This is a genomic window from Arsenicibacter rosenii (assembly GCF_001870735.1).
In the GTDB taxonomy this organism is placed as follows: Bacteria; Bacteroidota; Bacteroidia; order Cytophagales; family Spirosomataceae; genus Arsenicibacter; species Arsenicibacter rosenii.
Genome location: NZ_MORL01000003.1, coordinates 111,690 through 136,266, shown reverse-complemented (window position 1 = coordinate 136,266; position 24,577 = coordinate 111,690). Strand labels below are relative to the sequence as shown.

The 24,577-nt window shown below is 51.4% G+C and carries 25 protein-coding genes; 4 read left to right on the top strand and 21 right to left on the bottom strand.

Features of this window, described 5'->3' with window-relative positions; translation table 11 throughout:
- Positions 1-23: 23 nt before the first annotated feature.
- Together BLX24_RS07265 and dtd are read right to left on the bottom strand one after the other, a co-directional pair.
- Positions 24-665, bottom strand: coding sequence for an O-methyltransferase (locus tag BLX24_RS07265; protein WP_071502456.1), 642 nt, complete (start codon positions 663-665; stop codon positions 24-26).
- A gap of 62 nt (positions 666-727) precedes the next feature.
- A complete protein-coding gene (gene dtd, locus BLX24_RS07260) occupies positions 728-1,180 on the bottom strand; it encodes a D-aminoacyl-tRNA deacylase (protein ID WP_071502455.1) in 453 nt (150 codons plus the stop codon).
- Between the two features lie 123 nt (positions 1,181-1,303).
- Between dtd and BLX24_RS33830 the strand changes: the two genes are divergently transcribed.
- Positions 1,304-1,429, top strand: a complete 126-nt coding sequence (locus BLX24_RS33830; RefSeq protein WP_262482978.1) for a hypothetical protein — start codon at positions 1,304-1,306, stop codon at positions 1,427-1,429.
- Between the two features lie 44 nt (positions 1,430-1,473).
- Here the strand turns inward: BLX24_RS33830 and BLX24_RS07255 are convergent, their stop codons facing one another.
- The 5 genes from BLX24_RS07255 to prmC form a co-directional block, all read right to left on the bottom strand.
- Positions 1,474-1,923 (bottom strand): hypothetical protein, encoded by a 450-nt coding sequence (locus BLX24_RS07255; protein ID WP_083421845.1) that lies wholly within the window; start codon positions 1,921-1,923, stop codon positions 1,474-1,476.
- A gap of 60 nt (positions 1,924-1,983) precedes the next feature.
- The gene (mgtE, locus tag BLX24_RS07250) at positions 1,984-3,336 is read right to left on the bottom strand and encodes a magnesium transporter (RefSeq protein ID WP_071502454.1); all 1,353 of its coding nucleotides are present in this window, start codon (positions 3,334-3,336) and stop codon (positions 1,984-1,986) included.
- Positions 3,337-3,415: 79 nt separating this feature from the next.
- Complete coding sequence (gene rsmA, locus BLX24_RS07245; protein ID WP_071502453.1) at positions 3,416-4,231, bottom strand: 16S rRNA (adenine(1518)-N(6)/adenine(1519)-N(6))-dimethyltransferase RsmA; 816 nt, start codon at positions 4,229-4,231, stop codon at positions 3,416-3,418.
- Between the two features lie 91 nt (positions 4,232-4,322).
- Positions 4,323-5,297: an AAA family ATPase gene (locus BLX24_RS07240; protein WP_071502452.1), complete on the bottom strand. Its 975-nt coding sequence runs from the start codon at positions 5,295-5,297 to the stop codon at positions 4,323-4,325.
- 67 nt (positions 5,298-5,364) lie between these two features.
- Positions 5,365-6,231: a peptide chain release factor N(5)-glutamine methyltransferase gene (gene prmC / locus BLX24_RS07235; protein WP_071502451.1), complete on the bottom strand. Its 867-nt coding sequence runs from the start codon at positions 6,229-6,231 to the stop codon at positions 5,365-5,367.
- 217 nt (positions 6,232-6,448) lie between these two features.
- On the opposite strand from prmC, the gene ggt reads away from it, so the two are divergent.
- Complete coding sequence (gene ggt / locus BLX24_RS07230; RefSeq protein ID WP_071502450.1) at positions 6,449-8,269, top strand: gamma-glutamyltransferase; 1,821 nt, start codon at positions 6,449-6,451, stop codon at positions 8,267-8,269.
- 97 nt (positions 8,270-8,366) lie between these two features.
- Here ggt and BLX24_RS07225 read toward each other — a convergent pair whose 3' ends face one another.
- The 7 genes from BLX24_RS07225 to BLX24_RS07195 form a co-directional block, all read right to left on the bottom strand.
- Positions 8,367-8,729 carry a DUF1801 domain-containing protein gene (locus tag BLX24_RS07225; protein ID WP_071502449.1) on the bottom strand — a complete coding sequence of 121 codons (363 nt, stop codon included), beginning with the start codon at positions 8,727-8,729 and terminating at the stop codon, positions 8,367-8,369.
- A gap of 108 nt (positions 8,730-8,837) precedes the next feature.
- The gene (locus tag BLX24_RS07220; RefSeq protein WP_071502448.1) at positions 8,838-9,728 is read right to left on the bottom strand and encodes a flavin reductase family protein; all 891 of its coding nucleotides are present in this window, start codon (positions 9,726-9,728) and stop codon (positions 8,838-8,840) included.
- A 66-nt stretch (positions 9,729-9,794) separates the two neighbouring features.
- Complete coding sequence (fahA, locus tag BLX24_RS07215; protein ID WP_071502447.1) at positions 9,795-10,988, bottom strand: fumarylacetoacetase; 1,194 nt, start codon at positions 10,986-10,988, stop codon at positions 9,795-9,797.
- A gap of 56 nt (positions 10,989-11,044) precedes the next feature.
- On the bottom strand, positions 11,045-11,482 hold the full coding sequence (locus BLX24_RS07210; RefSeq protein ID WP_071502446.1) for a MarR family winged helix-turn-helix transcriptional regulator: 438 nt from the start codon (positions 11,480-11,482) through the stop codon (positions 11,045-11,047).
- Between the two features lie 170 nt (positions 11,483-11,652).
- Positions 11,653-12,390 (bottom strand): phenylalanine 4-monooxygenase, encoded by a 738-nt coding sequence (gene phhA / locus BLX24_RS07205; RefSeq protein ID WP_071502445.1) that lies wholly within the window; start codon positions 12,388-12,390, stop codon positions 11,653-11,655.
- A gap of 24 nt (positions 12,391-12,414) precedes the next feature.
- Positions 12,415-13,551 (bottom strand): 4-hydroxyphenylpyruvate dioxygenase, encoded by a 1,137-nt coding sequence (hppD, locus tag BLX24_RS07200; protein ID WP_071502444.1) that lies wholly within the window; start codon positions 13,549-13,551, stop codon positions 12,415-12,417.
- A gap of 21 nt (positions 13,552-13,572) precedes the next feature.
- On the bottom strand, positions 13,573-14,727 hold the full coding sequence (locus BLX24_RS07195) for a homogentisate 1,2-dioxygenase (protein ID WP_071502443.1): 1,155 nt from the start codon (positions 14,725-14,727) through the stop codon (positions 13,573-13,575).
- 246 nt (positions 14,728-14,973) lie between these two features.
- Here BLX24_RS07195 and BLX24_RS07190 point away from each other — a divergent pair, with 246 nt between their 5' ends.
- Positions 14,974-15,870 carry a nucleotidyltransferase family protein gene (locus BLX24_RS07190; protein ID WP_071502442.1) on the top strand — a complete coding sequence of 299 codons (897 nt, stop codon included), beginning with the start codon at positions 14,974-14,976 and terminating at the stop codon, positions 15,868-15,870.
- Between the two features lie 92 nt (positions 15,871-15,962).
- Here the strand turns inward: BLX24_RS07190 and BLX24_RS07185 are convergent, their stop codons facing one another.
- The 6 genes from BLX24_RS07185 to BLX24_RS07160 all read right to left on the bottom strand — a co-directional run bounded on the left by BLX24_RS07185 (position 15,963) and on the right by BLX24_RS07160 (position 22,824).
- A complete protein-coding gene (locus BLX24_RS07185; RefSeq protein ID WP_071502441.1) occupies positions 15,963-16,148 on the bottom strand; it encodes a hypothetical protein in 186 nt (61 codons plus the stop codon).
- Between the two features lie 130 nt (positions 16,149-16,278).
- Positions 16,279-17,703: a phosphoglucosamine mutase gene (gene glmM / locus BLX24_RS07180; protein WP_071502440.1), complete on the bottom strand. Its 1,425-nt coding sequence runs from the start codon at positions 17,701-17,703 to the stop codon at positions 16,279-16,281.
- A 110-nt stretch (positions 17,704-17,813) separates the two neighbouring features.
- Positions 17,814-18,647 (bottom strand): transglutaminase family protein, encoded by an 834-nt coding sequence (locus BLX24_RS07175; RefSeq protein WP_071502439.1) that lies wholly within the window; start codon positions 18,645-18,647, stop codon positions 17,814-17,816.
- Positions 18,644-19,387: a proteasome-type protease gene (locus BLX24_RS07170; protein ID WP_071502438.1), complete on the bottom strand. Its 744-nt coding sequence runs from the start codon at positions 19,385-19,387 to the stop codon at positions 18,644-18,646. The genes BLX24_RS07175 and BLX24_RS07170 overlap by 4 nt, the downstream gene beginning before the upstream one ends.
- Before the next feature lie 102 nt (positions 19,388-19,489).
- Positions 19,490-22,195, bottom strand: coding sequence for a DUF11 domain-containing protein (locus BLX24_RS07165; protein ID WP_071502437.1), 2,706 nt, complete (start codon positions 22,193-22,195; stop codon positions 19,490-19,492).
- Between the two features lie 170 nt (positions 22,196-22,365).
- Positions 22,366-22,824 carry a DUF2721 domain-containing protein gene (locus BLX24_RS07160; RefSeq protein ID WP_071502436.1) on the bottom strand — a complete coding sequence of 153 codons (459 nt, stop codon included), beginning with the start codon at positions 22,822-22,824 and terminating at the stop codon, positions 22,366-22,368.
- A 67-nt stretch (positions 22,825-22,891) separates the two neighbouring features.
- Here BLX24_RS07160 and BLX24_RS07155 point away from each other — a divergent pair, with 67 nt between their 5' ends.
- Positions 22,892-23,380, top strand: coding sequence for a hypothetical protein (locus BLX24_RS07155; protein WP_071502435.1), 489 nt, complete (start codon positions 22,892-22,894; stop codon positions 23,378-23,380).
- On the opposite strand, the gene BLX24_RS07150 is transcribed toward BLX24_RS07155, so the two are convergent.
- On the bottom strand, positions 23,374-24,465 hold the full coding sequence (locus BLX24_RS07150) for a glycoside hydrolase family 18 protein (protein ID WP_071502434.1): 1,092 nt from the start codon (positions 24,463-24,465) through the stop codon (positions 23,374-23,376). The genes BLX24_RS07155 and BLX24_RS07150 overlap by 7 nt on opposite strands.
- Between the last annotated feature and the right edge of the window lie 112 nt (positions 24,466-24,577).

Here is a 24,577-nt window from a genome sequence, read left to right as displayed (position 1 = left end):
ACAGTGTTAGTCAATACAGGAAATCACTTCTTGCGCATCATCATCAACCCGTCACGGATCGGCAGTAATATATTCTCAACGCGCGGATCGGCATTTATTTTATCATTAAAGGCTAAAACCGCGTGTGTATCCTTATCCGACGCTTTAACCGGCCCCACCACCTTACCGCTCCACAGCACGTTATCGGCCAGAATGATGCCACCCGGCCGTACTTTATCAATCACCAGATCAAAGTACGTTCCGTTATTGCGTTTATCGGCATCGATGAAAACAAGGTCAAATTCCTCTTCCAGGCTGTTGATAATCTGAGCCGCATCGCCCAGCCGGAAATCAATTTTACCGGCATAGGGAGTTTGCTGCCAATAGGAGCGGGCAAAATCTTCCAGCTCTTCGTTGTTGTCGATTGTAATCAGCAGCCCGTCGTCAGCCAGCCCTTCGGCCAGGCATAAAGCGGAATAACCGGTATAGGTACCCAGTTCGAGAATGCGCCGTGGACGAAGCATGTGCGACAGCATAGACAGCAAACGTCCCTGTAAATGCCCTGACAGCATGCGCGGGCGAAGGACGTGAGCGTGTGTATTGCGGTTAAGCCGTTCTAAAACGTCACTTTCGGGCGACGTGTGGCTTTCAACGTAATCAGTTAATTCGGCCGGAAAAAAATCCATTCAGTTTACAGCCTGCGTGCTAATGAGCAGGGGGAGTCTGGTAAAATTAACGTAAAAGAGAGTTAAATACGATTTTTGGTATCAATAATTATCGTTACCGGCCCGTCGTTAAGCAGCGAAACATGCATGTCGGCCCCGAACTCCCCGGTCTGGACAGGGTGGCCCAGATCTGCCGAAAGCTGCGAAATCATTTGTTCGTAAAGCGGAATGGCGATGTCTGGTTTGGCCGCTTCGAGGAAGCTGGGACGGTTGCCTTTTTTCGTGGAAGCATGGAGCGTAAACTGACTGATGAGCAGGATGCTGCCGCCAACCGCTTTCAGATCGAGGTTCATTTTTCCTTCGTCATCGTTGAAGATGCGCATGCCCACGATCTTTTTGCTGAGCCAGTCAATATCTTCTTTGGTATCGGCATGGGTAATCCCGAGCAGGATCATAAACCCGGTACCGATTTCTCCTTTTACTTGTCCGCTGATGGTCACGGAGGCTTGCGAAACACGCTGAATTACGGCGATCATAAAGTCTCTTTAGGCAAATGAGGGCCAAAAATACCCAAAACTTACCAGATGCCGAGAGGGAGGGAGAAGAGCAGCGTATATTTAACGCTTGTGTAAATTGTAGCTTAACGTTTAAATCACGCTATGACAACTATTGAGAAGCAAGCGGAGATAAAAGCAAAAGGGTTGTTCGGTCTGGCAAAAACGCATGAAAGCGTACTGGTTTATAAAAAGAAAAAAGCCAGATCTGTTAACCCTCAGAGGCAATAAAATTGTCCGCATAAAAATGCAGGGCGTTCCTGGTTTTCAAGGTCCTACCTGCACGACTCTTTTTTCAGCCGGATGCCTTCGGTGAAACTGATGGTAGCCTTGTCGGTAAACACAAATTTACCGTTCTGATCCTCCATATCGCTATACCCCTCAACCAGTTCATCTCCTTGCCGCAGAAAGGCTACCTCCCGGATTGACTGGGTACCTTCTGACTGAAAGGTATAATTGGCCAGCAGCGTGTCACCGTGGAATGTGCCGGTGAAGGTACCCTGGTTGCGGTCTTTCTCATAAAAATTATAGGTAAGCGCCCCTTCGGCGTCACTGCCTTTGGTGGTCAACTGCATGGATACGGTATCCTGACCGGTCACCAGCCGGTAGCAGGTGGTTGCCGGTTTCTGAGTATCTGCTGTATCGGTCTGCTGTTTTTTATCGGCTTGCTGGCAGCCATAGGAAAAAACAAGTACCGGTAAAAGAAGCGTTGCGTATCGGATCATAACGGTGTAAGTAGCTGGTAAAATGTGTGCTAATGTAACGAAAGTAGCGCAAAAAAGCACTTATACCTCCGCAAGGAGCAGTTCGGCAATGGTAAAATATACCCCGATACCGATCAGATCATTAGCGGTGGTGATAAAAGGCCCTGAGGCCACTGCCGGATTGATGCCGATGCGGTTGAGCAGCAGCGGAGTGATTGTCCCCATAAACGACGCCAGCATCACGACCGCCAGCAACGATAGTCCCACAACCCAGAACAGACGGGGTTCGCCAATCAGAAAGGTGTAGGTACCGGCCATCAGCCCGACTACCAGGCCGTTGATAATCGCCACCAGAAAGGCGCGTAACAACCGTTGCGACAAGGTTGTACTTAGTCCCGATGTGTCGGCCAGGCTCTGTACAATCAGCGAGGCGGTCTGAATGCCGACATTGCCGCCCGTAGAGCCAATAATCGGAATGAAGGCCGCCAGTGCGGCAATTTTGCTCAGCTGGCTTTGAAAACCGTTGATGACTGTGGCCGCCAGCAAACTACCCACTGCCCCGGCAACCAGCCACGGGAGCTGCACCCGCGAGCGGGCCCAGATATTATCATCTTCTTCGACCTCACCCGACAGACCCGAGATCGCCTGAATATCTTCATCGGCCTGTTCGGTAATGACGTCGACCACGTCGTCGATGGTGATTTGTCCCAGCAGACGTCCCTGCACATTTACGACCGGAATGGCATCAAGGTCATAGCGCTGCATGATCTCGGCCACTTCCTCAACCGGCCGGTAGGTCTCCACAAACAGAATGTCCCGGGTGTAAATGTCGGCGATTTTGGCATTCCGGCGGGCAAGTACAATCCGCTTCAGGGATACCAGCCCCAGCAGCACATCCGCATCGTCAACGACATAGACGGAGTAAACCTTCTCAACATCTTCGGTCTGATCACGGATTTCCTCGATACAGGCGTTTACGGTCAGGTTTACGTTGATCTTCACTAACTCCTTCTGCATCAGCCCGCCCGCCACATCCTCGTCGTAATGGAGCAGGTCGAGGATAAAGCGGGCTTGTTCGCGGTCTTCGAGCAACGCAATGACTTCTTCACGAATGCGGATAGGCTGTTCGTTCAGAATGTCAACGGCGTCGTCGGAGTCCATTTCGTTAATGAGCGGAGCGAGCTCAGCCGACGAAAAGGTTTCGAGCAGGTCTAACCGGACGGCAGGGTCAAGGTTAGCCAGAATGTCGGCACCCACCTGCTGGTCGAGTAAGTTAAGCAGGTAATGGGCCCGGTCGGGTTCGAGTTCATACAGGATACTTGAAATATCGGCCGGATACAGTTCCGCCATATCAGCTCTGAGCGTCGTTTCGTCGCGCTCTTCAATTGCCAGCTGAATATGTTCAAGGTATTCTTTGGTAAGCTCGAAAGTCATTAGTCAGTACAGTACGATTGCTATGCAGGTAGAACGGTTGGCCACGTCTGTTTGTTAGACGGGTCGTTACGTCTGCGGTTTATTCAGTGGCCGGAGCCTTGCCGGATTTGTCGCTCATCAGCAGTGTAAGCTCGATAAATTCGGCGACACTCAACTGCTCGGCGCGTTTGTCCATGAAGTGGCTGGCGGCGGCGGCTTCGGTAATGCCAAGCGGTTTGAGCGCATTCCGGAGTGTTTTGCGGCGCTGGTTAAAGCCTGCTTTGACAACCTGCGTAAATTTCCGTTCGTCGCAACCCAGTTCCGTTACCTTATTGCGTTTCAGCCGGATAACACCCGAATGCACTTTCGGCGGCGGGATAAAAACGTCCGGATCTACCGTAAACTCATACGTAATGTCGTACCAGGCCTGCAGGAACACACTCAGCAAACCGTAATCTTTCTTGCCGGCCGGCGCTGCCAGCCGCTGGGCTACCTCCCGCTGCAGCATACAGACCACTTCCGGTACGCGGTCTTTGATTTCCAGAATCTTAAAGAAAATCTGCGACGAAATATTGTACGGAAAGTTGCCGATAACGGCAAACGGAGGTTCACTTCCTTCCTGCCCGAAGGTAAACACAGCGGGATCCATCGTCAGAAAATCGCCTTCGAAGATACGGCCCTTGAGTGGCAGAAAGTATTTTTTCAGATACGTAACCGACTCCGTGTCAATTTCAACTACATAAGTCTCGTATTCTGATTTTGGCAGCAGGTATTGAGTCAGGACGCCGGTTCCGGGGCCAATTTCGAGTACATACCTGTACCCGTCATGCCCCGTCAGCAGATCGGCTATCTTCTGGGCAATGCGCTGATCATCAAGGAAATGCTGCCCGAGGTGTTTCTTTGGTTTTACGTACATAAGCTGGCAATGCGTGATTGGGTGAGTGAGCGATTGAGTGAATTCTGCGTTAATTCACTCAATCGCTCACTCACCCAATCACGCAATAAATTTATCGTCCAATCGCGACTTTGCGGAGGATGGAGTCGATGACCTGCAGGGTATTGACCCCGTCGGCCTCGGCTTCGTAGTTAAGCATAATCCGGTGATTGAACACGTCCGGCATTACCTCTTTGATGTCTTCCGGCAACACATAGTCGCGCTGGTCGAAGTAGGCAATGGCTTTGGCGGCCAGATTCAGGTTGATACTGGCCCGTGGCGACACCCCGAACTGAATATAACGGGCTTCATCGCGCAGGTTATATTCCAGCGGACGGCGGGTTGCAAACACCAGCTCAATGATGTACTGCTCCAGCGACTCGGATATATTTACGTTGTTGATCTCATTCCGGATGGCCGTAATGTCGTCGGTTTCCAGAATTGGCTGCACTTCGTAGTTGAAGTTCATATTCGACATCCGCCGCATTACCTGTAGTTCGTCTTCCTTACTCAGGTAATCGACGAACACCTTCATCATGAACCGGTCCACCTGGGCTTCCGGCAACGGATAGGTACCTTCCTGTTCGACAGGGTTTTGCGTAGCCAGAACAAGAAAAGGCGGATTGAGAATAAACGTCTCTTCGCCGATGGTCACCTGCTTTTCCTGCATGGCTTCCAGCAGGGCAGACTGCACCTTTGCCGGAGAGCGGTTAATCTCGTCGGCCAGAATCAGGTTGGCAAAAATCGGACCTTGCTTAACCTCAAAATCCCCCGTTTTCTGATTATAGATCATCGTCCCGATCAGATCGGCGGGGAGCAGGTCAGGCGTAAACTGAATGCGCTGAAAATCAAGCTGAAGTACTTTAGCCAGCGTATTGATCGTCAGGGTCTTTGCCAGACCGGGAACGCCTTCCAGCAGAATATGCCCGCCGGTAAACAGCCCGACCAGCAGCCGGTCTATGAGGCGGTCCTGCCCGACAACGATCTTGCCGATTTCAGACGTAACTTCTTTTATTTTAGCGTGATAGGTAAACGACGTTGCTTGCATAATGGTTGATGAGGGCTTGTGGTTAGTGACAGCCGAACCAGCCCTGTTCACTAACCCTTAGCGGCCGTTAAAACGTAGCCCGGATACTGCGGTCTTTACCATGAATGTCTCTGTAGACCTGAATCTGGCGGAAGCCACGCTCTTCGAACACCTGACGGGTGGCTTCTCCAAACCGCTCGTTGATTTCGACGTAGCAGGCACCGTCGGCATTGAGGTGCGCCTTGCTGTAATCGGCTACGGCCTTGTAAAAAATAAGCGGATCGCTGTCTTCGACAAAAAGCGCCACATCCGGCTCGTAATCAAGCACATTCCGGTCCATCTGAGCCGCTTCTGAGCGCGTAACATACGGCGGATTGCTCACGATACAGTCGAATTTGCGGGTGTCGGTCGCCGGAATACTGAGCAAATCCTGATTTTCAAAAGTAACCTCTGCATGCAGATTTTCGGCATTGCGCCGGGCCATCGACAGGGCTTTTTCCGACACGTCCCAGGCCGTTACGATCGACGTTGGCAGAAAACGGGCCAGCGTAACGGCCAGACAGCCGCTGCCGGTGCCCATATCCAGCACCTGAACCGGACCGGCCTCTATCGGGTCGGCACGGTCGGCAAAGTCGTGCATGATCAGCCGGACAAGGTCTTCCGTTTCCGGACGGGGGATCAGCACATCCGGTGATACTTCAAACTCCAGTCCGCAAAAAATCGTCGTACCGATCACGTGCTGAATCGGTTCCTGATTGTTCAGCCGGCTGATGATCTGATTCCAGTCCGGCTCAGTACGGTTGGCGGGCAGGGATTTATCAGACAAGACATCGGCCTTCCGCAGGCCAAAGTAATGGTCAAGTAACATAAAGGCCATCTCCCGGGCTTCTTCGGGAGCATAGGCGGTAATTTGCTGAGAGAGGTGTTTATATAGAGGCTTTGCTGTCATTGCCATATGTTAGTAAGTCAAAACGGGCCATTGTGTGATTTCCCGTACCGGAAATCGGCAAGCGGAGCAGGCCGGATTCTATTTTTCTGTAAAACTGGCAAAAATGGGGGAGAAATAGAAACCTTTAAAGCAGGAAGCTCCGTGTTTGTTTACCGGGTGCGGTTACCGAATCCGGGTTTTATTTGTAGATTAGTGGATTCAACAACTACCTGCCTCCTGAATCATGCTGAAAAAAGTTCTACACGCGAATGCGTATGCGCTGCTTTTTGCATTGGCATTTGCGGCCTGCAAAACCAGCAAACCTGTATCATCTACCACGCAGCAACAACCCGGCCTTGCCAAAAGCCAGGGTGTCTATCAGTATTCCAATGAAGACCCGACGGTCAAACCATTTTACTCCGACCGGCAGGGGGTTATTGCACGGAATGGGGTGGTGGCGTCGGCACATCCGGATGCTAGCCGTGTCGGCACAGAGATTATGAAGGCCGGTGGTAATGCGGTAGACGCGGCAGTGGCAGTGCAGTTTGCCTTAGCGGTGGTCTATCCGGCAGCAGGCAACATCGGCGGCGGGGGCTTTATGGTGTTCCGCGATGCAAAGGGCAATGCCTATACGCTCGATTTCCGCGAAAAAGCACCGGGCAAGGCCCATCAGAATATGTACCTCGATGCGTCGGGTAATGTGATGCAGGGGCTGAGTATCAGCGGGCACCTGGCGAGTGGCGTACCCGGGTCGGTTGATGGTATGGTTGAAGCACACAAACGGTTCGGAAAGCTGAGCTGGGCACAGGTCCTTCAGCCGGCAATCGATCTGGCCGAAAAGGGAGTGGTGCTGACGGAGCGCGAAGCCAACGGACTGAACCGTGTGAAAAAAGACCTGATGCGGATCAACCCCGGAAAAAGCTATTTCATGAAAGCCAGCCAGACCCCCGGCGATACGACGGCCTGGGCCAAAGGCGATGTACTGATTCAGAAAGATCTCGCGGCCGTGCTGCGCCGGATTCAGGATAAAGGACGTGCCGGATTTTATGAGGGCGAGACGGCCCGGTTGCTGGTGTCTGAAATGGAGCAGGGCAACGGGCTGATTTCGGCCGAAGATCTGAAAAACTACCACTCGGTCTGGCGTGATCCGATTAAGGCGTCGTACAAGGAATTTTCGATCATTACCATGCCCCCAACGTCGAGCGGTGGGGTAGCCTTGCTGCAGCTGCTGCGTTTTGTGGAGCCTTATCCGCTGCGCCGCTGGGGCTGGAACCGTGACTCAACGGTGCAGGTGATGATTGAAGCCGAACGCCGCGTGTATGCCGACCGTGCTAAATTTCTGGGTGATCCGGACTTCGTAAAAGTCCCTGTCGGGCAGCTTATTGATCGTGCCTATCTGAAACACCGCTGGACTGATTTCTCATTTGCGAAAGCGACCGACAGTAAAGCCGTTAAGGGCGGGACAATCCCGGGCTACGAAAGCCTTGAAACAACGCACTTTTCGATTGTCGACAGGGAGGGCAATGCTGTTTCAATCACGACAACGCTGAATGGTGGCTACGGTAGCCGTGTCGTAATCGGTGGCGGCGGGTTCTTTATGAACAACGAAATGGATGACTTCAGCATTAAGCCGGGTGTACCGAACATGTTCGGGCTGATCGGCAATCAGGCCAACGCCATTGCGCCGGGCAAACGGATGCTCTCGTCGATGACGCCAACCATTATCGAAAAAGACGGTAAGCTATTTATGGTCGTCGGTACGCCGGGTGGCTCAACCATTATTACATCGGTATTTCAGACGATTCTGAACGTAATTGAGCATGGCATGACCATGCAGCAGTCAGTAAATGCCCTGAAGTTCCACCACCAGTGGCTACCCGACAAAACAACCTTCGAAAACGGGGCATTTACGGATCAAACCATCAGGGCTTTACAAGGCCGGGGATATATTCTGGAGCAATTGACCAATACACTCGGCCGGATGGATTGTGTTCTGGTACGGCCGGATGGCTCTTACGAGGGTGCCTCCGACCCGAGAGCGGATAATACAGCAATTGGGTTTTAAAAATGAATAATTGTTAATGAGTAATGTACAATGAATAATGTGAAGTAGCAGGCTTGTGACTCATTATCTATTATTCATTGTACATTATCCATTTATATTAAAAGTTTCCGTGGGTTTTGGCGGCGGTCAGGATAGCACGGATAGCAGGGGTATCTACTTCTGTTTCACCTTCAAACTTGATATGCCGCATCAGTTTTCCCGTTCCTTTCAGTAATCCTTCCGGATCCGGTAACTTTGTTCCATAGGGGAAACCAAGATTTACACTGGTCGTTAAAGGAGCTATGTAGCAGATTTCATCAGACATGTGTGGACCTGCTCCATAGATAATGGTCTTATAGGCCGGATTGACCGTTTCACTGGTATCATGTAAGACATCGCGGACGACATCGCGTATGCGTAAGGCTAAATCCCGGACTTCAGGTTTGTACGATTCTAAAAAGGCTTCAGTAGAAAGGGTCATGGTAAGTCTGTGGTTTTGGAACTGGGCGAATATAGTAATTCCATTGATTATTCACATAATACCAAGCGTATGTACAAAAAAAGTACCGAAAAAATGTGAATTCCTGGTTTAGGTGAGGCTCGTTTGTAACAGAACCAGCCAGGCTTCGTTTACCTGGCTGGCCTGAAGCAGGTGTTTGGCACGGCTGTGCAGCAAATCAGGCAGGTAAGCGCAGCCTGCCTCTGCTTCTTCGAACAATGCCGTTACCTTTCCCGATTGCCGGTAGGCCAGTACCTCTTCTGCCGCCGGTAATTCCAGTACGGCGGCCAGTTTACCCAGGTCATTTCCGGAGAGAATGCGGCTTTCCCGCACACTGAGCGGAAGCTGATCGAAACCGATGCCCCGTTGTGGGCGGGCTACTTCAAACAAAGCCTCCCCGTTGGCCCGTGCATACCAGTTGCCGCCCATCCGGCCGATGAGGTCAATTTTAGCCGGGTCGATGGTGCCGTGTTCATCCAGAATCTCCTCCTTAACGTGGGCCAGCACAATTTCGGCCACAATCAGATGACTGCTGCCTGCCCCCTCCCCAATCGGGATAAGTTGCGTAACGCGGCACTCAAACGCCACCGGCGATTCGGCAACGCGGGGCGGAAGCACCAGGGTAGAGGCTACCGGCGTAAATCCGGCCTTCTCAAACTCACTGACACCGCGCTCAAATTCGGCGCTTGAGAGCGACATCTGCTCTACCATCGCGTAGTTAACAATGTTAATGACCACTTCCGGTACGGCTTCGATATTCAGCAACGTATGTTTTTTCTGGAGATGCCGGTTGATGGTTGTTGCAAAAACGACGGTTGGCGGTTTAGAGCCCATCATGTTGAAAAAACTGAACGGACTCAGGTTAACGGCTCCCGAACCATCGATGGTGCTGGCAAAGGCAATCGGCCGGGGGCCAATGGCTCCGATCATAAGCCGGTGAAAGTCGGGATGAGGAATGTCGGCAGGTTTAATGGTTTTCATAAAGTAGCAATTACAGTACACCGGAATAACAAAAGTTGTCCGGATAAAGGTCAGTAAAATGTATCGTTAGCCAACGATCTGCCCGCGTGCTTCTCCCAGTTCAAGCCGGCCGGTGGCGGTTTCTATCCAGCCGCGCAGCGTAATGGTATCGCCGTCATGCAGATAGGTTCGGGTGCTGCCATCCGGAAGCGTAACGGGTTTTTGACCACCCCACGACAATTCAAGCAAAGAGCCAAAGGTGCCTGTACCAGCCGGACTGTTTTCTGCGGCGGGGGCCGAAATGGTGCCGGATGCCAGTACATCGCCGATGTTGAGGTTACAGCCATTTATGGTATGGTGGGCAATCATCTGGGCAAAATTCCAGTACAGATGCCGTGCATTGGACTGGCTGAGCAGGACTTCATCGCCGTTGGCAGGCTGTAAAAATACCTCCAGATGAATATCAAAATGACCGGGCTGACGGGTTTGCAGATAAGGCAGCGGAGTGGGTTCCTGTGCCGGCCCTGCGATTCTGGCCGCTTCCAGCTGGTAAAAGGGCAGTACCCATGCCGACATGGTGGAGGCAAAGTTTTTGGCCAGAAACGGGCCGAGCGGCTGATATTCCCACCGCTGAATGTCGCGGGCCGACCAGTCGTTGAAAAGCACAACGCCAAAGATGCAGTCTTCTGCTTCGTCGGTCGGTACGGGTGTTCCCTGCGGGGTTTTCCTGCCGATAATCAGCCCCAGCTCCAGTTCAAAATCAAGTGCTTCTGTCGGGCCGAAAACGGGCTGGTCATGGCGCAGAAACTGACCGTCAGGGCGTTTGACCGGTGTGCCGGAAACCACAATGGACGAGGCACGGCCATGATACGCAACCGGCAGATGGCGGTAATTCGGGAGCAGCGGATCGCCGTTGGGGCGGAACATCAGGCCGACATTCCGGGCATGCTCTATACCGGCATAAAAATCGGTGTAGTCGCCGATCTGAACGGGCAGGTGCATTGTCACTCCGGACAGATCAATAAACACCTGATCGTGGATAGAAGCCAGAGGCTGTTCAGGATCGTTGAGGAGGGATTGGATCCGATCCTGAACAGCCACCCAGGCAGTGTTGCCAAGGGCAATAAAATTGTTTAAGGCAGGTTGAGCAAATACGGCCGGATCGACGGACAGGTCGCGGAAAAAACCGAGCAGGCCGACCACTTCGAGGTCTAAAACGTAGTCACCTGTTTTGTAGCCAACCCGTGGGCTGGCAATGCCGTAGCTGAAAATACCAAACATAGCTGGAGAAAGTTGTCCGGCCTGCGTTAACCAGACACACCAACCTGTCTGGCCAATCAGTCGTTAAAGTTATTGTAGATAGAATCCATAATTCTGACGAAGTGATGGTAATCGTCTTCGTTCAGGTTTCCCCATCCTTTCCGGCGGATTGCCGCCACGGTAGGTAACATTTCGCTGTATTTCTGTTGCCCGTTTTTAGTCGGATAAATCAGAAACTTCCGGCGATCATCTTCCGCCATCCGGCGCTCAACGAGGCTTTTTTTGGCGAGAAGGTCGATAATCCGGGTCACCGTCGGGGCGTCCTTGGCCGTCAGGTCGGCCAGGAGATTCTGACTGATGCCCGGATTTCTGGCAATGTGGTCGAGTACCACCCATTGATCAACCGTCAGGTCAAACCCTGCATCATTAAACTGCTTCTGGAGGGCATTCCTGATTTTTTTAATGGTTGTGTCAATTTTGAAAAAGTAAGCACGCGAATCAGAAGGATGCGTCATGTTGTAAAGATCAGATAACGGAAATTGGTTAATAGCAATTATTAAAATTATTACAAATGTAATTAAATACGCTATTTGGGCACTTTCTGTTACGGAGTATATTGTTGTTTTGCAGAACTTGTTAATAATATTCTGCTAGCAATCAATATAATTCAATTTTGTTCTGATCTCTACAGATGTACGGAATTTGTCAGCAGCAACTCCAGATTACGGGCAATAGCCGGTACCGAATGGTACAGTTCTTCGTACGAACGGATCACGAAATACCGGTCCTGGTAGCGGTCGATGATATAGGGTGTCATCAGCAGGGTAGACACCTCATACGGCAACCGGTGCGGTGTCGGGTCATACAGGCTATAGGTAGTTTCACCAGGCGACGATAAAATACCGCCTCCGTAAATGCGAAGCCCCTCCGGTTCCTGAATTAATCCAAATTCGACCGTATACCAGTAAAGCCGCGAAATCATGTCGATGGCTTCTTCGCTCTGAATATGGTCAAGGGCGAGCTGACTGAGCGATGCCAGAAAATTACAAAACGCCTGATTCGACAGCAATGGAACATGCCCGAACGTATCGTGGAACATATCCGGCTCCTGCAGGTAGTCGAGCTGATCGGCGCGGCGCAGCCAGGTCGTTGCCGGAAACTGCCGGTTCGCCATGAGCGTAAAAAACGTCCGGTTGTCAATCAGCCCGGGGACCGCTACAACCTGCCAGCCGGTCAGGGCGAGCAGCCGGGGGTTAATCTCCCGGTCAAAGTCAGGAATATGGTCCGCAACAAAACCGGTCGTTGCGATTCCATCCAAATAGGCCTTACTGGCCTTGCCGGGAAGCTGGGCTATCTGCCGTTCGTACAGCCGTCTCCAGACGGCCTGCTCCGACGCTGTATATTGGTCATATCGCTGGTGCATGGTCTCTGATCGTCAGGGTTTTCGCTAGAGTGTGCCGCGCAGTTCCTGTTCGCGTTCAATGGCTTCGAACAGCGCCTTAAAGTTTCCTTTTCCGAATGATCGGGCCCCTTTCCGCTGAATGATTTCAAAAAACAAGGTCGGGCGCGGGCATACCGGTTTGGTGAAAATCTGCAGCAGATAGCCCTCATCGTCGCGGTCAACCAGAATACCGAGCTCACGGAGCTGCTCAATCTCTTCGTCAATCTCGCCGATCCGCAGTTTCAGCTCTTCATAATAGGTGTCCGGCACGCGCAGAAACTCAACGCCCCGGTCGCGGAGGGCCGTCACGGTATCGATGATATGGTCGGTCGCAACAGCAATGTGTTGTACGCCGGGCCCGCCGTAAAAATCGAGGTATTCCTCCACCTGTGATTTTTTCTTACCTTCTGCCGGTTCGTTGATCGGAAATTTAATCCGGCCGTTCCCGTTACTCATGACCTTACTCATCAGGGCCGTGTAATCGGTCGAAATATCTTTATCGTCGAATGAGACCAGCTGCGCAAACCCCATCACGTTTGCGTAAAAATTAACCCACGTATTCATCTCGTTCCAGCCTACATTACCTACCATGTGGTCAACATATCGGAGGCCGACCGGAGTTGGCTGGTAATGGGGTTGCCAGGGTTTGAATCCCGGCAGGAAAACGCCGTGGTAGTCGTTGCGCTCTACGAAAATATGCACGGTATCGCCGTATGACCGGATACCCGACCGGACTACATAGCCTGCATCATCCTGCTCATGAGTAGGTTCCAGAGCCAGAACTGCTCCCCGGCGGGTTGTTTCGGTAAAGGCGCTGGTGGCATCATCCACCCAGAGGGCAACCACGCGGACACCGTCGCCATGCCGGTTGATATGCTGACTGATTTCGCCGCCTTCATGGAGCGGTGAGGTCAGAACCAGCCGGATTTTATCCTGGACAACTACGTATGACTCACGGTCTTTCAAACCCGTTTCAAGTCCGGCATAAGCCAGTGGCTGAAAACCGAACGCTGTCTGAAAGTAGTGGGCTGCCTGCCGTGCATTGCCGACATAAAGTTCCAGGTAGTCAGTACCGTTAAGCGGCAGAAAATCGCCGGTATGCGTATTCGACGGCATGGCCGTCAGGTTGTCTGTTCGTTTCATAGTTTGTTGAAGATGAAGTGTTTATAGCCATGACCGGAAGTATTTCCCGTCATCGAGCTGCATAGCCTGTTCGGTCAGCGTCAGCGGCTGAAAGGTATCGACCATTACGGCATATTCCCGGGTTTCGGTTTTGCCGATACTGCGTTCCATGGCGCCGGGATGCGGACCGTGAGGAATGCCGCCCGGGTGTAGTGTCAGGTGGCCGGCAGCAATGTCGTTGCGGCTCATAAAATCACCGTCGACGTAGTAGATAACTTCGTCGGAGTCGATATTCGAGTGGTTATAAGGAGCCGGAATTGCCTTGGGGTGGTAGTCGTAGAGACGCGGGCAGAACGAACAGACAACAAACGCGTCGGTCTGAAACGTCTGGTGGACGGGTGGTGGCTGATGGATGCGGCCGGTGATGGGCTCAAAATTAAAAATGCTGAAGGCATACGGGAAATTATAGCCATCCCAGCCAATAACATCAAACGGGTGGGTTGCATAGACCAGCGCATGGAGCGTACCCTGTTTTTTGATCTTAATGATGAAATCGCCTGTCTCGTCATGTGTCTCCAGCTCCTGCGGCCGGCGGATATCGCGTTCGCAGAAGGGGGCGTGTTCCTGCAACTGACCAAAAAAATTCCGGTAGCGCTTAGGGGTATAGATCGGCGAACCTGACTCTACATAGAGTATGCGGTTCTGAGCGCTGTCAAACTCAATCTGGTAAATCATGCCGCGCGGAATGACGAGGTAGTCGCCATAGCCAAACGGAATCGTACCGAGCAGTGTCCGGAGCCGGCCGCTGCCCTGATGGATGAACAGCAGCTCGTCGGCATCGGCATTTTTGTAGAAATAACCGGTCATTGATTGCCGGGGGGCTGCCAACCCGATAATCGTTTGATGGTTAACCATGAGCGGTGTGCGGCTGTCGAGGTAGTCATCGGCCGGAGGCAGATCAAAGCCGATGAGTTTTCGGGACAGGATGTTGCGGTTAATACTGATTTTCGGCGTCATGTCAACGCTGCCCAGATCGGCTTTGACCATGGTTGGACGTTGCAGATGGTAGAGCAGCGAAGACATGCCGTCGAAGCCGATGGTGCCAAATAACTGCTCATAGTAGAACCCGCCGTCTGGTTTTTCAAACTGCGTGTGCCGTTTCGGCGGAATCGTTCCGAGTGCGTGGTAAAAAGGCATACCGGCTGCGTTAAAGTTGATGAAGTGTAATTTGTTGCTTAGGCAACTATTGTTAAGCGCAAAGTTAAAAGAACAAATTTAATTTATAACAATTAAGAGAAAGAATTTCCTCATTTCGTGATTGAATGGATTTGCATGGGATAATCCGCATTTGCTGACCTGCGTATCAGGTTTTCTGTAAATTTGCGCGGCAAAACATGTAATCGTCATTCTTTCCTAAGCCGGAATGACTAAACTAAGTAGATAATGCAACCAACCTTGTTGATTTTGGCGGCCGGAATGGGGAGCCGCTATGGTGGGATTAAGCAGCTTGATCAGTTCGGGCCTAACGGTGAAACAATCATCGACTACTCCCTTTTTGACGCTATCCGGGCAGGATTCGGCAAAGTCGTGTTTATCATCCGTGAAGAATTACGGGCTGATTTTGAGGAGATATTTTTGCCAAAACTGGCCGGTAAAATGGAAGTAGATTTTGCCATTCAGGCCTTAGGATCGTACGTGCCGGCCGACCTTGGAGCCGTAACACGCTCAAAACCATGGGGCACGGGCCATGCCATGTTGTGTGCCCGGGAGCAGACGGATACGGCCTTTGCCGTAATCAATGCCGATGATTTTTATGGTCCGGAAGCGTTTCAGATTCTGGCCGATTTCCTGAAAAACGATACCAACGATGAGCTGCATGCGCTGGTCGGATACGAAGTAAAAAATACCCTCTCAGAATTCGGTTCTGTTTCGCGGGGTGTCTGTACACCGGATGCCAGTGGGAATCTGGTATCGGTTATTGAGCGGACAAAGATTTACGAAAAAGACGGCGAAATCGTTTTTGAGGAAGGGGATACCCTGACGCCGCTCGCGCCGGAAACCCCGGTTTCGATGAACTTCTGGGGCTTCAAAAACGCCGTTTTTCCATACGTTCAGGCGCAGTTTGAAGCGTATGCCCGCGCCAACTTTGATGCGCCAAAGGCCGAATTTTATATCCCGACCGTAATGACCAACCTGATCGAACAGCATCAGGGGCAGTGCAAGGTTTTCAGAAGCCAGTCTGCCTGGTTTGGGGTTACCTATCCGGAAGACAAGCCGATGGTACAAGCTTCGTTGAAGCAGTTACACGATGAAGGAAAATACCCCGAAAAACTCTGGTAGTTATTAATGGATAATGAACAATGGGGCTGACGGGCGTTTTCAGGAGGCTGGTGTAAGCTCATTATCCATTGTTCATTATCCTTTTATCTCATTCACACCACTTTGTCTCTTGTGTTCTGCAGTAGTTTGATGCCGGCAAAAAAGAAAATTACACCCAGAAGCAGGTAAACAAACGAGGCACGGGCTACGCCGCCCGATGACAGATCCATGCCGCCGTATATCAAACCGGCCATACCGGCCAGAGTCAGCACAATACCGAATATTTTTTTAGCGCTCATATCGTTGAGTCATGTATGATTGTACCATACAAACTCCAGACGACTTCCGGCGTTTAAAACCCTATCCAGCGGCAATAACAAGGGCAGCCTTGCCTGAACAAAGCTGCCCTTCGGGTTCGCAGAAGTACGTTTACTGACGCTCCGTGATTACTTCCTTAATGTCAGAAATAATCTTTTTGGCCAGGTGATCGGCTGTCGACAGGGTATCCGACTCCGAATAAATCCGGATAATCGGCTCGGTGTTTGATTTCCGCAGGTGTACCCACTCTTTACCGAATTCGATCTTAACGCCGTCGATGGTATTTATCGGATGCTTGGCATATTTAGCCGTAATGCGATCAAGTACATTATCAACGTCGATGGTTGGTGTCAGTTCAATTTTGTTTTTCGAGATGTAGTAGCTCGGGTATGTCCGGCGCAGTACGGATGCTGATTTGCCAAACTTTGCCAGATGGCTCAGAAACAGGGCAACGCCTGCAAGTGCGTCGCGGCCATAGTGCAGTTCCGGATAGATAATGCCGCCATTGCCTTCGCCGCCGATGACTGCATTGGTTTCTTTCATCAGCTCAACCACGTTTACCTCGCCAACGGCTGACGCAAAATGCTGACCCTGTGCCTTTTCGGTAACATCGCGCAAGGCAATGGTCGAAGACAGGTTCGACACCGTATTTTTTACGTAACCGTTGCCCGGCTCGTGTTTGAGCACATAATCCGATACGGCCACCAGCGTATATTCTTCGCCGAAAGGGGTACCGTCTTCACAGATCAGCGCCAGGCGGTCGACATCCGGGTCAACGACGATCCCTAAGTCGTAACTACCTTTTTCGAGCTCCTTGATGATATCGCCGAGGTTTTCGGGCAGCGGTTCCGGGTTATGGGCAAAATGGCCGGTTGGTTCGCCGTGCAGCGATTTAATCTGCTCAACGCCAAGGGCTTCCAGTAGAAGCGGCAGAGCAAGGCCACCTGTCGAGTTGACGGAATCAATAACCACTCGGAATTTTTTATGCGCAATGGCTTCCCGGTCTACCAGCGGCAGGGCCAGGATCTGGTCGATATGCCGGCGGAGCCAGGTATCGTCTGTACGATACGTGCCCAGCTTCTTTACTTCGGCAAACTCAAATGTTTCTGCTTCGGCAATGGCCAATAGTTCGGCACCATCCCGGGCAGAGATAAACTCACCTTTTTCGTTGAGAAGCTTCAGTGCATTCCACTGAATCGGATTATGACTGGCAGTCAGAATAATTCCACCGTCAGCCTGCTCGCCGGGAACGGCGACTTCTACCGTTGGGGTAGTTGATAAGCCCAGATCAATGACGTTGACACCCATGCCCTGCAAGGTAGCGGCCACCAGGCGGGATACCATATCGCCCGATAGCCGGGCATCGCGCCCGATGACTACTGTAGCCGGAGCGGTATTGCCGGCGGCCTGCCGGCGCTGGCGTAACCATTGCGCATAGGCAGCTGCAAACTTGACTACATCTAAAGGGGTCAGCCCTTCTCCACTGCGCCCCCCAATCGTTCCGCGAATACCGGAGATAGACTTAATTAATGCCACGTTAATGGTGATAAAGATTAATTAATAGACAAAGATAGTGCCTTAAACGGGTATTGGTTAAACAACGATGAATCAGACAAAAAAATGAGGGGTAAACCAGGAATATTTTGTCAGTAAATCTCCATTTCGGCCCGGAAGGTTGATTTCGCCGTCCCTCTGTATGATCCTGAGATTGGCGCTGCCAGCTCGGGCCGGGCTGTTGAGGTCAGAAAGATATGATGATTGCTGACCACTGAGCCTTCGGTCGGGTCGAACCCACGCCAGCCTGCACCCGGTAAATACACCTCTGCCCAGGCATGCAGCTCGTGCTCCTGTTGCGGATTGCCAAAGAGGTATCCGCTCACAAACCGTGCGGCCAGTCCCAGACTCCGGCAGGCGGCCATAAACAGGGTGGTATAATCCCGGCAGGAGCCTTTGCGGTCGCTGAGTGTCTGGGCAGGTGACAGGGGCGGGCCATATTCTCTGATCTCGTAAGAAAACTGCCGGATTGTCTGGTTCAGCGTGGTCAGGAAAGGCACGGTTTCCCAGTTGGCACTCGCCGCAATACGGCGTGCCCACAGCTCCACGTCTGCCGTAACGCCGACCCGTTCCAGGTAGGGGTGCAACATGCTTTCCACAGCTGCGGGATATTTGAACCCCGCCAGGTGTTTGGTCTCAAACGGAAACAGAACAAAGTCAAACGAATTAAAGCTGTCTGACTTCAATTCAATATTCACCGATACCTGAAGCCGGTTTGTTGATCCTGTAAAATAGACTACCTGCTGCACATTTCCCTCAACGTCGACATTGCGGACAACCTTCGACGGCGTCGGCTCTATCGTCAGATCATACCCCAGCAAACGCTGATACGGGTACATGCGCGGATACAGGTAGAGTATGTGTGGAGAGAGGGTGACTATATCGTCGTAGTCATAGTACGACGAATGCCGTACATGAATGATCATATCGACGGTGGTGATACGTTAGTTTTTTCGAAAATAGGATCCATCCAGTACGATGGCAGTTTACGGACTGAATTATTCAGCAAGGCACTCCACTGATGCGAAATTTCTTCCATATCTTCTTTCTCTAACCGGTGTTCTATCATATGGAAAGTGTTTTCCCTGTAAATAACCACATCAAGCGGATAGTCTACATCATTGGCGCTGACCCGTGTGGCATCAAACGCCAGAAAACCGATTTTCAGGGCTTCCTGCAGACTCGTTTCGTAGGTCAGATTCCTGAACAGCAGCGGTTTACCGTAACCGGAATTGCCGATGATTTTAAACAGAGAGCCACTATCGACTTCGACCCAGTTGCCTTCCGGATAAATCATAAACAGCTTATGCTCTTTGTCATCTTCCAGCTGGCCGCCTACAATCGCATTCAGGTTAAAATTCAGACCACTGGCTGCCAGTGATTCTTTATCTTCCGTTGCTACCCGTTTTACCATCTGGCCAAACGCATTGGCCGCTTTATAGAGCTTGTTGAAAGAGCGGTCCCGCTCATCAATGACCTCCTGAAAGTAGGTTATCGCTTTGTCCCGAACCGACCGCAGGCCGGAGGTCATAATGAATAAGGAATGATTTTCGACTTCGTGAACAGTGATTTTACGGTTACGGGAAACTTCAGTTCCTGAAGTCAGGCGGGTATCGGCAATGGCAACCAAACCAGAGCGAACCTTAATGCCCAGACAGTACGTCATGCTTTCAGTGGGTCAGGTTATGGGAGCAAATATAGTGTTTTTAAGTTTGTAGAATGCTGACAAAGGCATTTAGAACGTTACTAAATCTTCATACATGCCTTATTAAATGCTCCTTATATCAATATTAGCCGTATCATCTTCGCCGTTCTGTGAGCCGTTGTTTGGTGTGCTGTCGGGGTCAGGCTGGCTGCATCCCGTTACTTGTGCCCGCTGAATCAACTGCCCTGTGGATGTGACCGTTGCCGTAAACGAAAACCACGTACTTTGCCCGGCAGGTAGTTGGCTGATGTTGGCGGTAAGCAACCCGTTCTGGAAGGTCATGAGGTTGGGGGAAGCTAAAAACTGCAAACCGGCCGGAAATTCGTTGCCGATGGCAATGTTTGTTGCCGTCAGCCCCCCGTCATTAGATACAATGATCGTAAATGAAACCGTTTGGCCCACTGAAACGGTCCGGGTGCCGGAGACCATCCGCAGGCTTAAATCAGCTCCTGTTGAACTGCTCGCCGGTTGGTTGGATTGTACAGGGGGCAGCGAAACCTGATTGGGGTTCGGGGAAGCGTAAACGGCGTCGGCTACCGGTAAGCGGGTGCGTAAGTCGGCGGTTGCAGCATCGTCCTGACCATCGCCGGTACCTGAGCCGGGCTGGCTGTTGGGGTCGGGGTTGGTAGACCCCATGATTTCGGCTGCATTCTGATAGCTGCCTGCTGCGGTGACACGGGCCTGGAAACTGTGAGATGCCGTACTGCCAGCCGCCAGGTTAGAAAGTAAACCGCTCACGGTTCCGTTGGCAAAACTGAGTGTCGGTGAGGAGACAAAGTTGAGGTTAGCCGGTAACCGGTCTTCAAAACTAACGGTAGTGGCGCTGCCGGGGCCTGAATTCCTGATACTAATGGTATAGGTGACCACATCATTAACTTGCGGTGTCCGGTTGTTTACAGTCATAAGCAACGATAGGTCGGCTGCGAGAACTGTGTTGCTGGTAGGTACATAAATAGTGACCGATGTGGTGGCAACGCAGGTGCTTGTGCTCCAGCAGCTCAGCGAATAGGTGGTCGTAACGGTTGGATTGACGATGATAAAGCTGGCGGTCGCTCCGGTAGACCATCGCTGCTGAGCGCCCGTACACCCCGATGCCGTCAGCGTTGTATTCTGGCCGCTGCTCAGCGTAGAGCTTGACGGCGAAATTACGGGTGTAAACGCCGCGCCAGCCGTAACGGTTGCCGTAGCTGGTGCCGACAGGCACCCGTAAACCGGATTGACGGCCTGAACGCTATACTGACCGGCCCCGCTGACAACGATGCTTTGGCTGGTCGCTCCCGTGCTCCACAGGTTTTTCACCGCATTGCCCGATGTCAGGGTAAGGCTTTGCACATCGCAAAGGGTTGCGCTTGAGGGCATGACTACGGGTGTGGCTACAGTAACATTAGCCGGTACGACCACGGCCGGCGGGAAGTAATACTGGTTCTGCGTGTTCCGGATACGGGCACTATAGGTACCCTGACCGGCCGTAATGGCTTGAGTTGTCGGGCCATTATCCCACAGGTAGCGATTGTAGTTTGCGGGCTGACTGATCGTCAGCTGATTGCCGGTTGCGCAGTTGATCGACGTAACCGGTTGTAATTGACCGGTGTAAGGGGTAGTGACGGCGAAAAAGTTGGTTGTCAGCAGCGCATTAGCCCAGGCAACGCCTACCTTTTGCTGACCAGTAGAAGAGAAGTGAATCTGATCGGGCCGGTCGGTATCTGAATTGATCTGGCTTAAATCCGGCCCCTGATAAACGTTGTAGTTGGCTGTGTTGATAACGTTTTGCTGAGCTGTTTTCACATTAGCCCAGTCGGCTCCGGCAGCATAGGATGAAATAGCCATGCTCCAGGCGAGGTTAGGCATGCTGAACTCAGTGCGTACCTTATCAATCACCCCGACGTTATACATCTGAATTGAAGCAGCATCCAGTGAGCGGTCATTTTCACCATGTTGCAGCAACACCCCACGGATACCGGTTGTCGGTATATACAGGTTCATGATGTTGCGCATGTTAACGTAAGGCATACGCAGATCATACCGGATAAAGCCATGTTCAAACGGGATGTCATAGGCTGATTTATAGGTATGCTCCATGTTTGAACCGCCAAAACCGGCGTTATAGAACAGGACCGGAACGCCTAGCTGCTGTACCAGCAAATCACCTACATACCCCCAGAACCAGGCAAACCGGGCAAACGGGGCTTCTCCCACATACGTGTCCAGTTTGGCAAAGCGGGCAGAACCAGGCAAATAGGCGGGATCTGCGGTATTTTCGTAAATGCTGAAATTCGGGGAAGAAAAATTGGCGGTATTGTTATCGTTCAACTGAACACAGGTTACCCGGTCGTCGGAAGCTCCGCTGATGGTTGGACACAGGTTACACTCATAATTGCACGACGCCACACTACACGTTGAGCCCTGGGCGTTGGAGTGCCCCATAATCGCCAGTACTTCGCCGACGCCGACCCGCTGAATGGTGTCGGTTGCCACAACTGCGTTATTGACGATCCCTTTCACAACGACTTTCCACCAGCCGCCGGTTAAGATAACGGCCCCGTTAAACTGCCCGCCGCTCAGGTTGGTCTGTAACGTAACGTTACTCATCGCCGTTGCGCCCGAAATCCGGTTAATTACATCTACTGAGATACGATCAAAGGCCTGGCTATAACTGCCGGCAATCTGCACGGTGGCCTGATTATTGTTACTGCGCTGAAAAACCATCCGTTCCTGCGGGAAGGTGGCATCAATTTGTGCGGTTACCCAAAGGGGTAACGCGAAAATCATTGAAAAACAGAGTATTAGAAGGCGTACCAATCTCCCCGAAGAATAAAAAAATCTCATAACCACAGCCCTAACCGAAGCACCTACGATAATTGGCTGCCAAAGTACGGATTATTTGCGAGAAGGGGAAGTAAATCAGTTTTGTAATATGTAGAAATGTTTATACGATTGTGTCACTTTTGCTTCTTGTTCCGGCGTGAAAAAAAACGTTCACGCGTAGCTTCAAGCGAAGGGTAGGTGAGCTCATGCTCTATGTCGCTAAGCTCAATCTTCAGGGCATTAATCGAGATAGAAATCTCTACTACCGAGATACCAAGCGCTACAATCTGAAGGAGAAGCGCCGACACAAAAAGCCAGCGGGCCGCTGGCTGACTACCCTGAAAAATCACCAGCATACAGATGGCGCTCAATAACAAGCTCAGGATACTGATAATCTGCATGTTCCGGATCAGAAATAACCGGCGGTGCAGATTCTGAATCTGAGCAACATACACTGAGTCGGGATTGGTACGGAACTTTTCGTGCAGATCGCGGATCAGGCTGGCGATGGCTAAAAAGCGGTTAGTAAAGGCAATCATCAACAACGACACCGTTGAGAACAGGATAGCAGGCGTACTGACGGTTAGTTCCATTTTTATGTGTAAGGATTTGTTTTTGGCAAACGATTGTGTTCATTTGCTATAAAAATAGCCATACTGTATGCGGTTTGATGATGATGATGACGAGCCATTTGACTGGGACGACTTCGAGGAAAATTATGACCCCGAGGCGGCTCAGCGTGAGCTGGAAGCTGAAAACCGGCGTATCGAAAGCCTTCCCGTACTGAAAAAAGCACAGGAAGTGCTGGATATTACTCAGGCCATTGCCGATACGATCGACAAAGATGCGGATATTCTGATGATGCACGAACAAATGATCGCCAATGCCATGATGCTGGCGCCGAAAATCGTGGGTGCAGAAGGAGGCGATCTGTATACGATCCGGATGGAGAACGCGGTGTTGATCAAAATCCACGCCCGCGAACTCCTGACTCAGACCAATTATCTGCGCGCCGAACGCTTGTGCGATCCTGCTTACATTAAACTCCTCCGTGAAGAAATTGAGCAGTTCAGAGTGCTGTTTGTTGAATGGGTAAAAAGCTTTGACCGCACCAACGATATTCAGGATAACTGGGGACTGTTTTATTGATGCTTCACCCGGTCGATAACGTCCAGCAAGCCACCTTTTGGCTGATCACCGTTTAAGTCCCAGAACATAATTCCACCCAGTTTCTGATCAATGGCGTATTTGGTCTTGGCTTCAATCGACCGAGGGTCGTCAAAGGTAAAATACAGTTTTTCTGCCGCGTTATAGAGATAGGGGGCTTTGGCCGTATCATCCCAGTAATAAGTAAACCCTTTTTCAGGAGCCATCACGTTGTTGCGGTCGCGGTAGTTGGTGCCGGATTTAAACTTGCCCGACTGGTAGCGGCCATTGTTAACATTGGCAACATTCTCCCACATACGTCCGTAGAAGGCCGCGCCGATCACCAGCTTTTTGCGGGGAATACCCTGTTTAATCAGCCACTGTACGGCATTGTCCGTCGATTCTTTCTGCTCAGGTGTCGAATACAGGGGGGTATGATGGCCGGTTACGGTCGAATACCCGTGTACAAGGTCATACGTCATCAGATTAACCTGATCAACAACCGCCATAACCGGTTTCCAATCAATGGATTCATCCAGGAAGCGCTGAAAGCCACCGGCCGCAAACGTAATCTTGTATTTCGGGCCTAATTCTTTCCGGAGTTGCTGAACCAGGCGGGTGAAATTCGGCTTGTCTTCCGGAACCCACCGGTGGCCGGGGTGGCCGGGAATCGCCGGATATTCCCAGTCAAGATCAATACCGTCGGCACCAAAGTAAAGCAGGTTTTCCTTGACCGATTTCGCGAATACCTGCCGGTTTTCTTCCGTCGAAAAGATTTCGGAACAGGGAGCACAGCCACCCCAGCCGCCAAGCGACACATGGACTTTCAGTGCAGGATTTTGTTTTTTGAGGGCAACGAGTTTTTTGAGTGTCAGCGAATCTTTGGCGTTATCGATCGCGAACCGGTTGCCTTTGAGGTGACCGAAACTATAAATAATGTCGGTCATTTTTTGGGGATTGATGTCTGCCACCTGCTCCGGCCCGGCCGAATAATAGGCAATGACCTCAATAGGTGCCGGTTTTGGGGCCAAAACAAAAGCCGTTGATGAAATGAGGAGCGTTAAAAGCGTCAATACGTTTGTTTTCATTCCTGTTGGTAGTTGAGATAAGCTGCGATTTTAATGATTTTGGCGCGGATTGATAACAACGGATCGGAAAATAGACACAGAATCCACGAACTTCCCCGAAAAACAAAAAGGC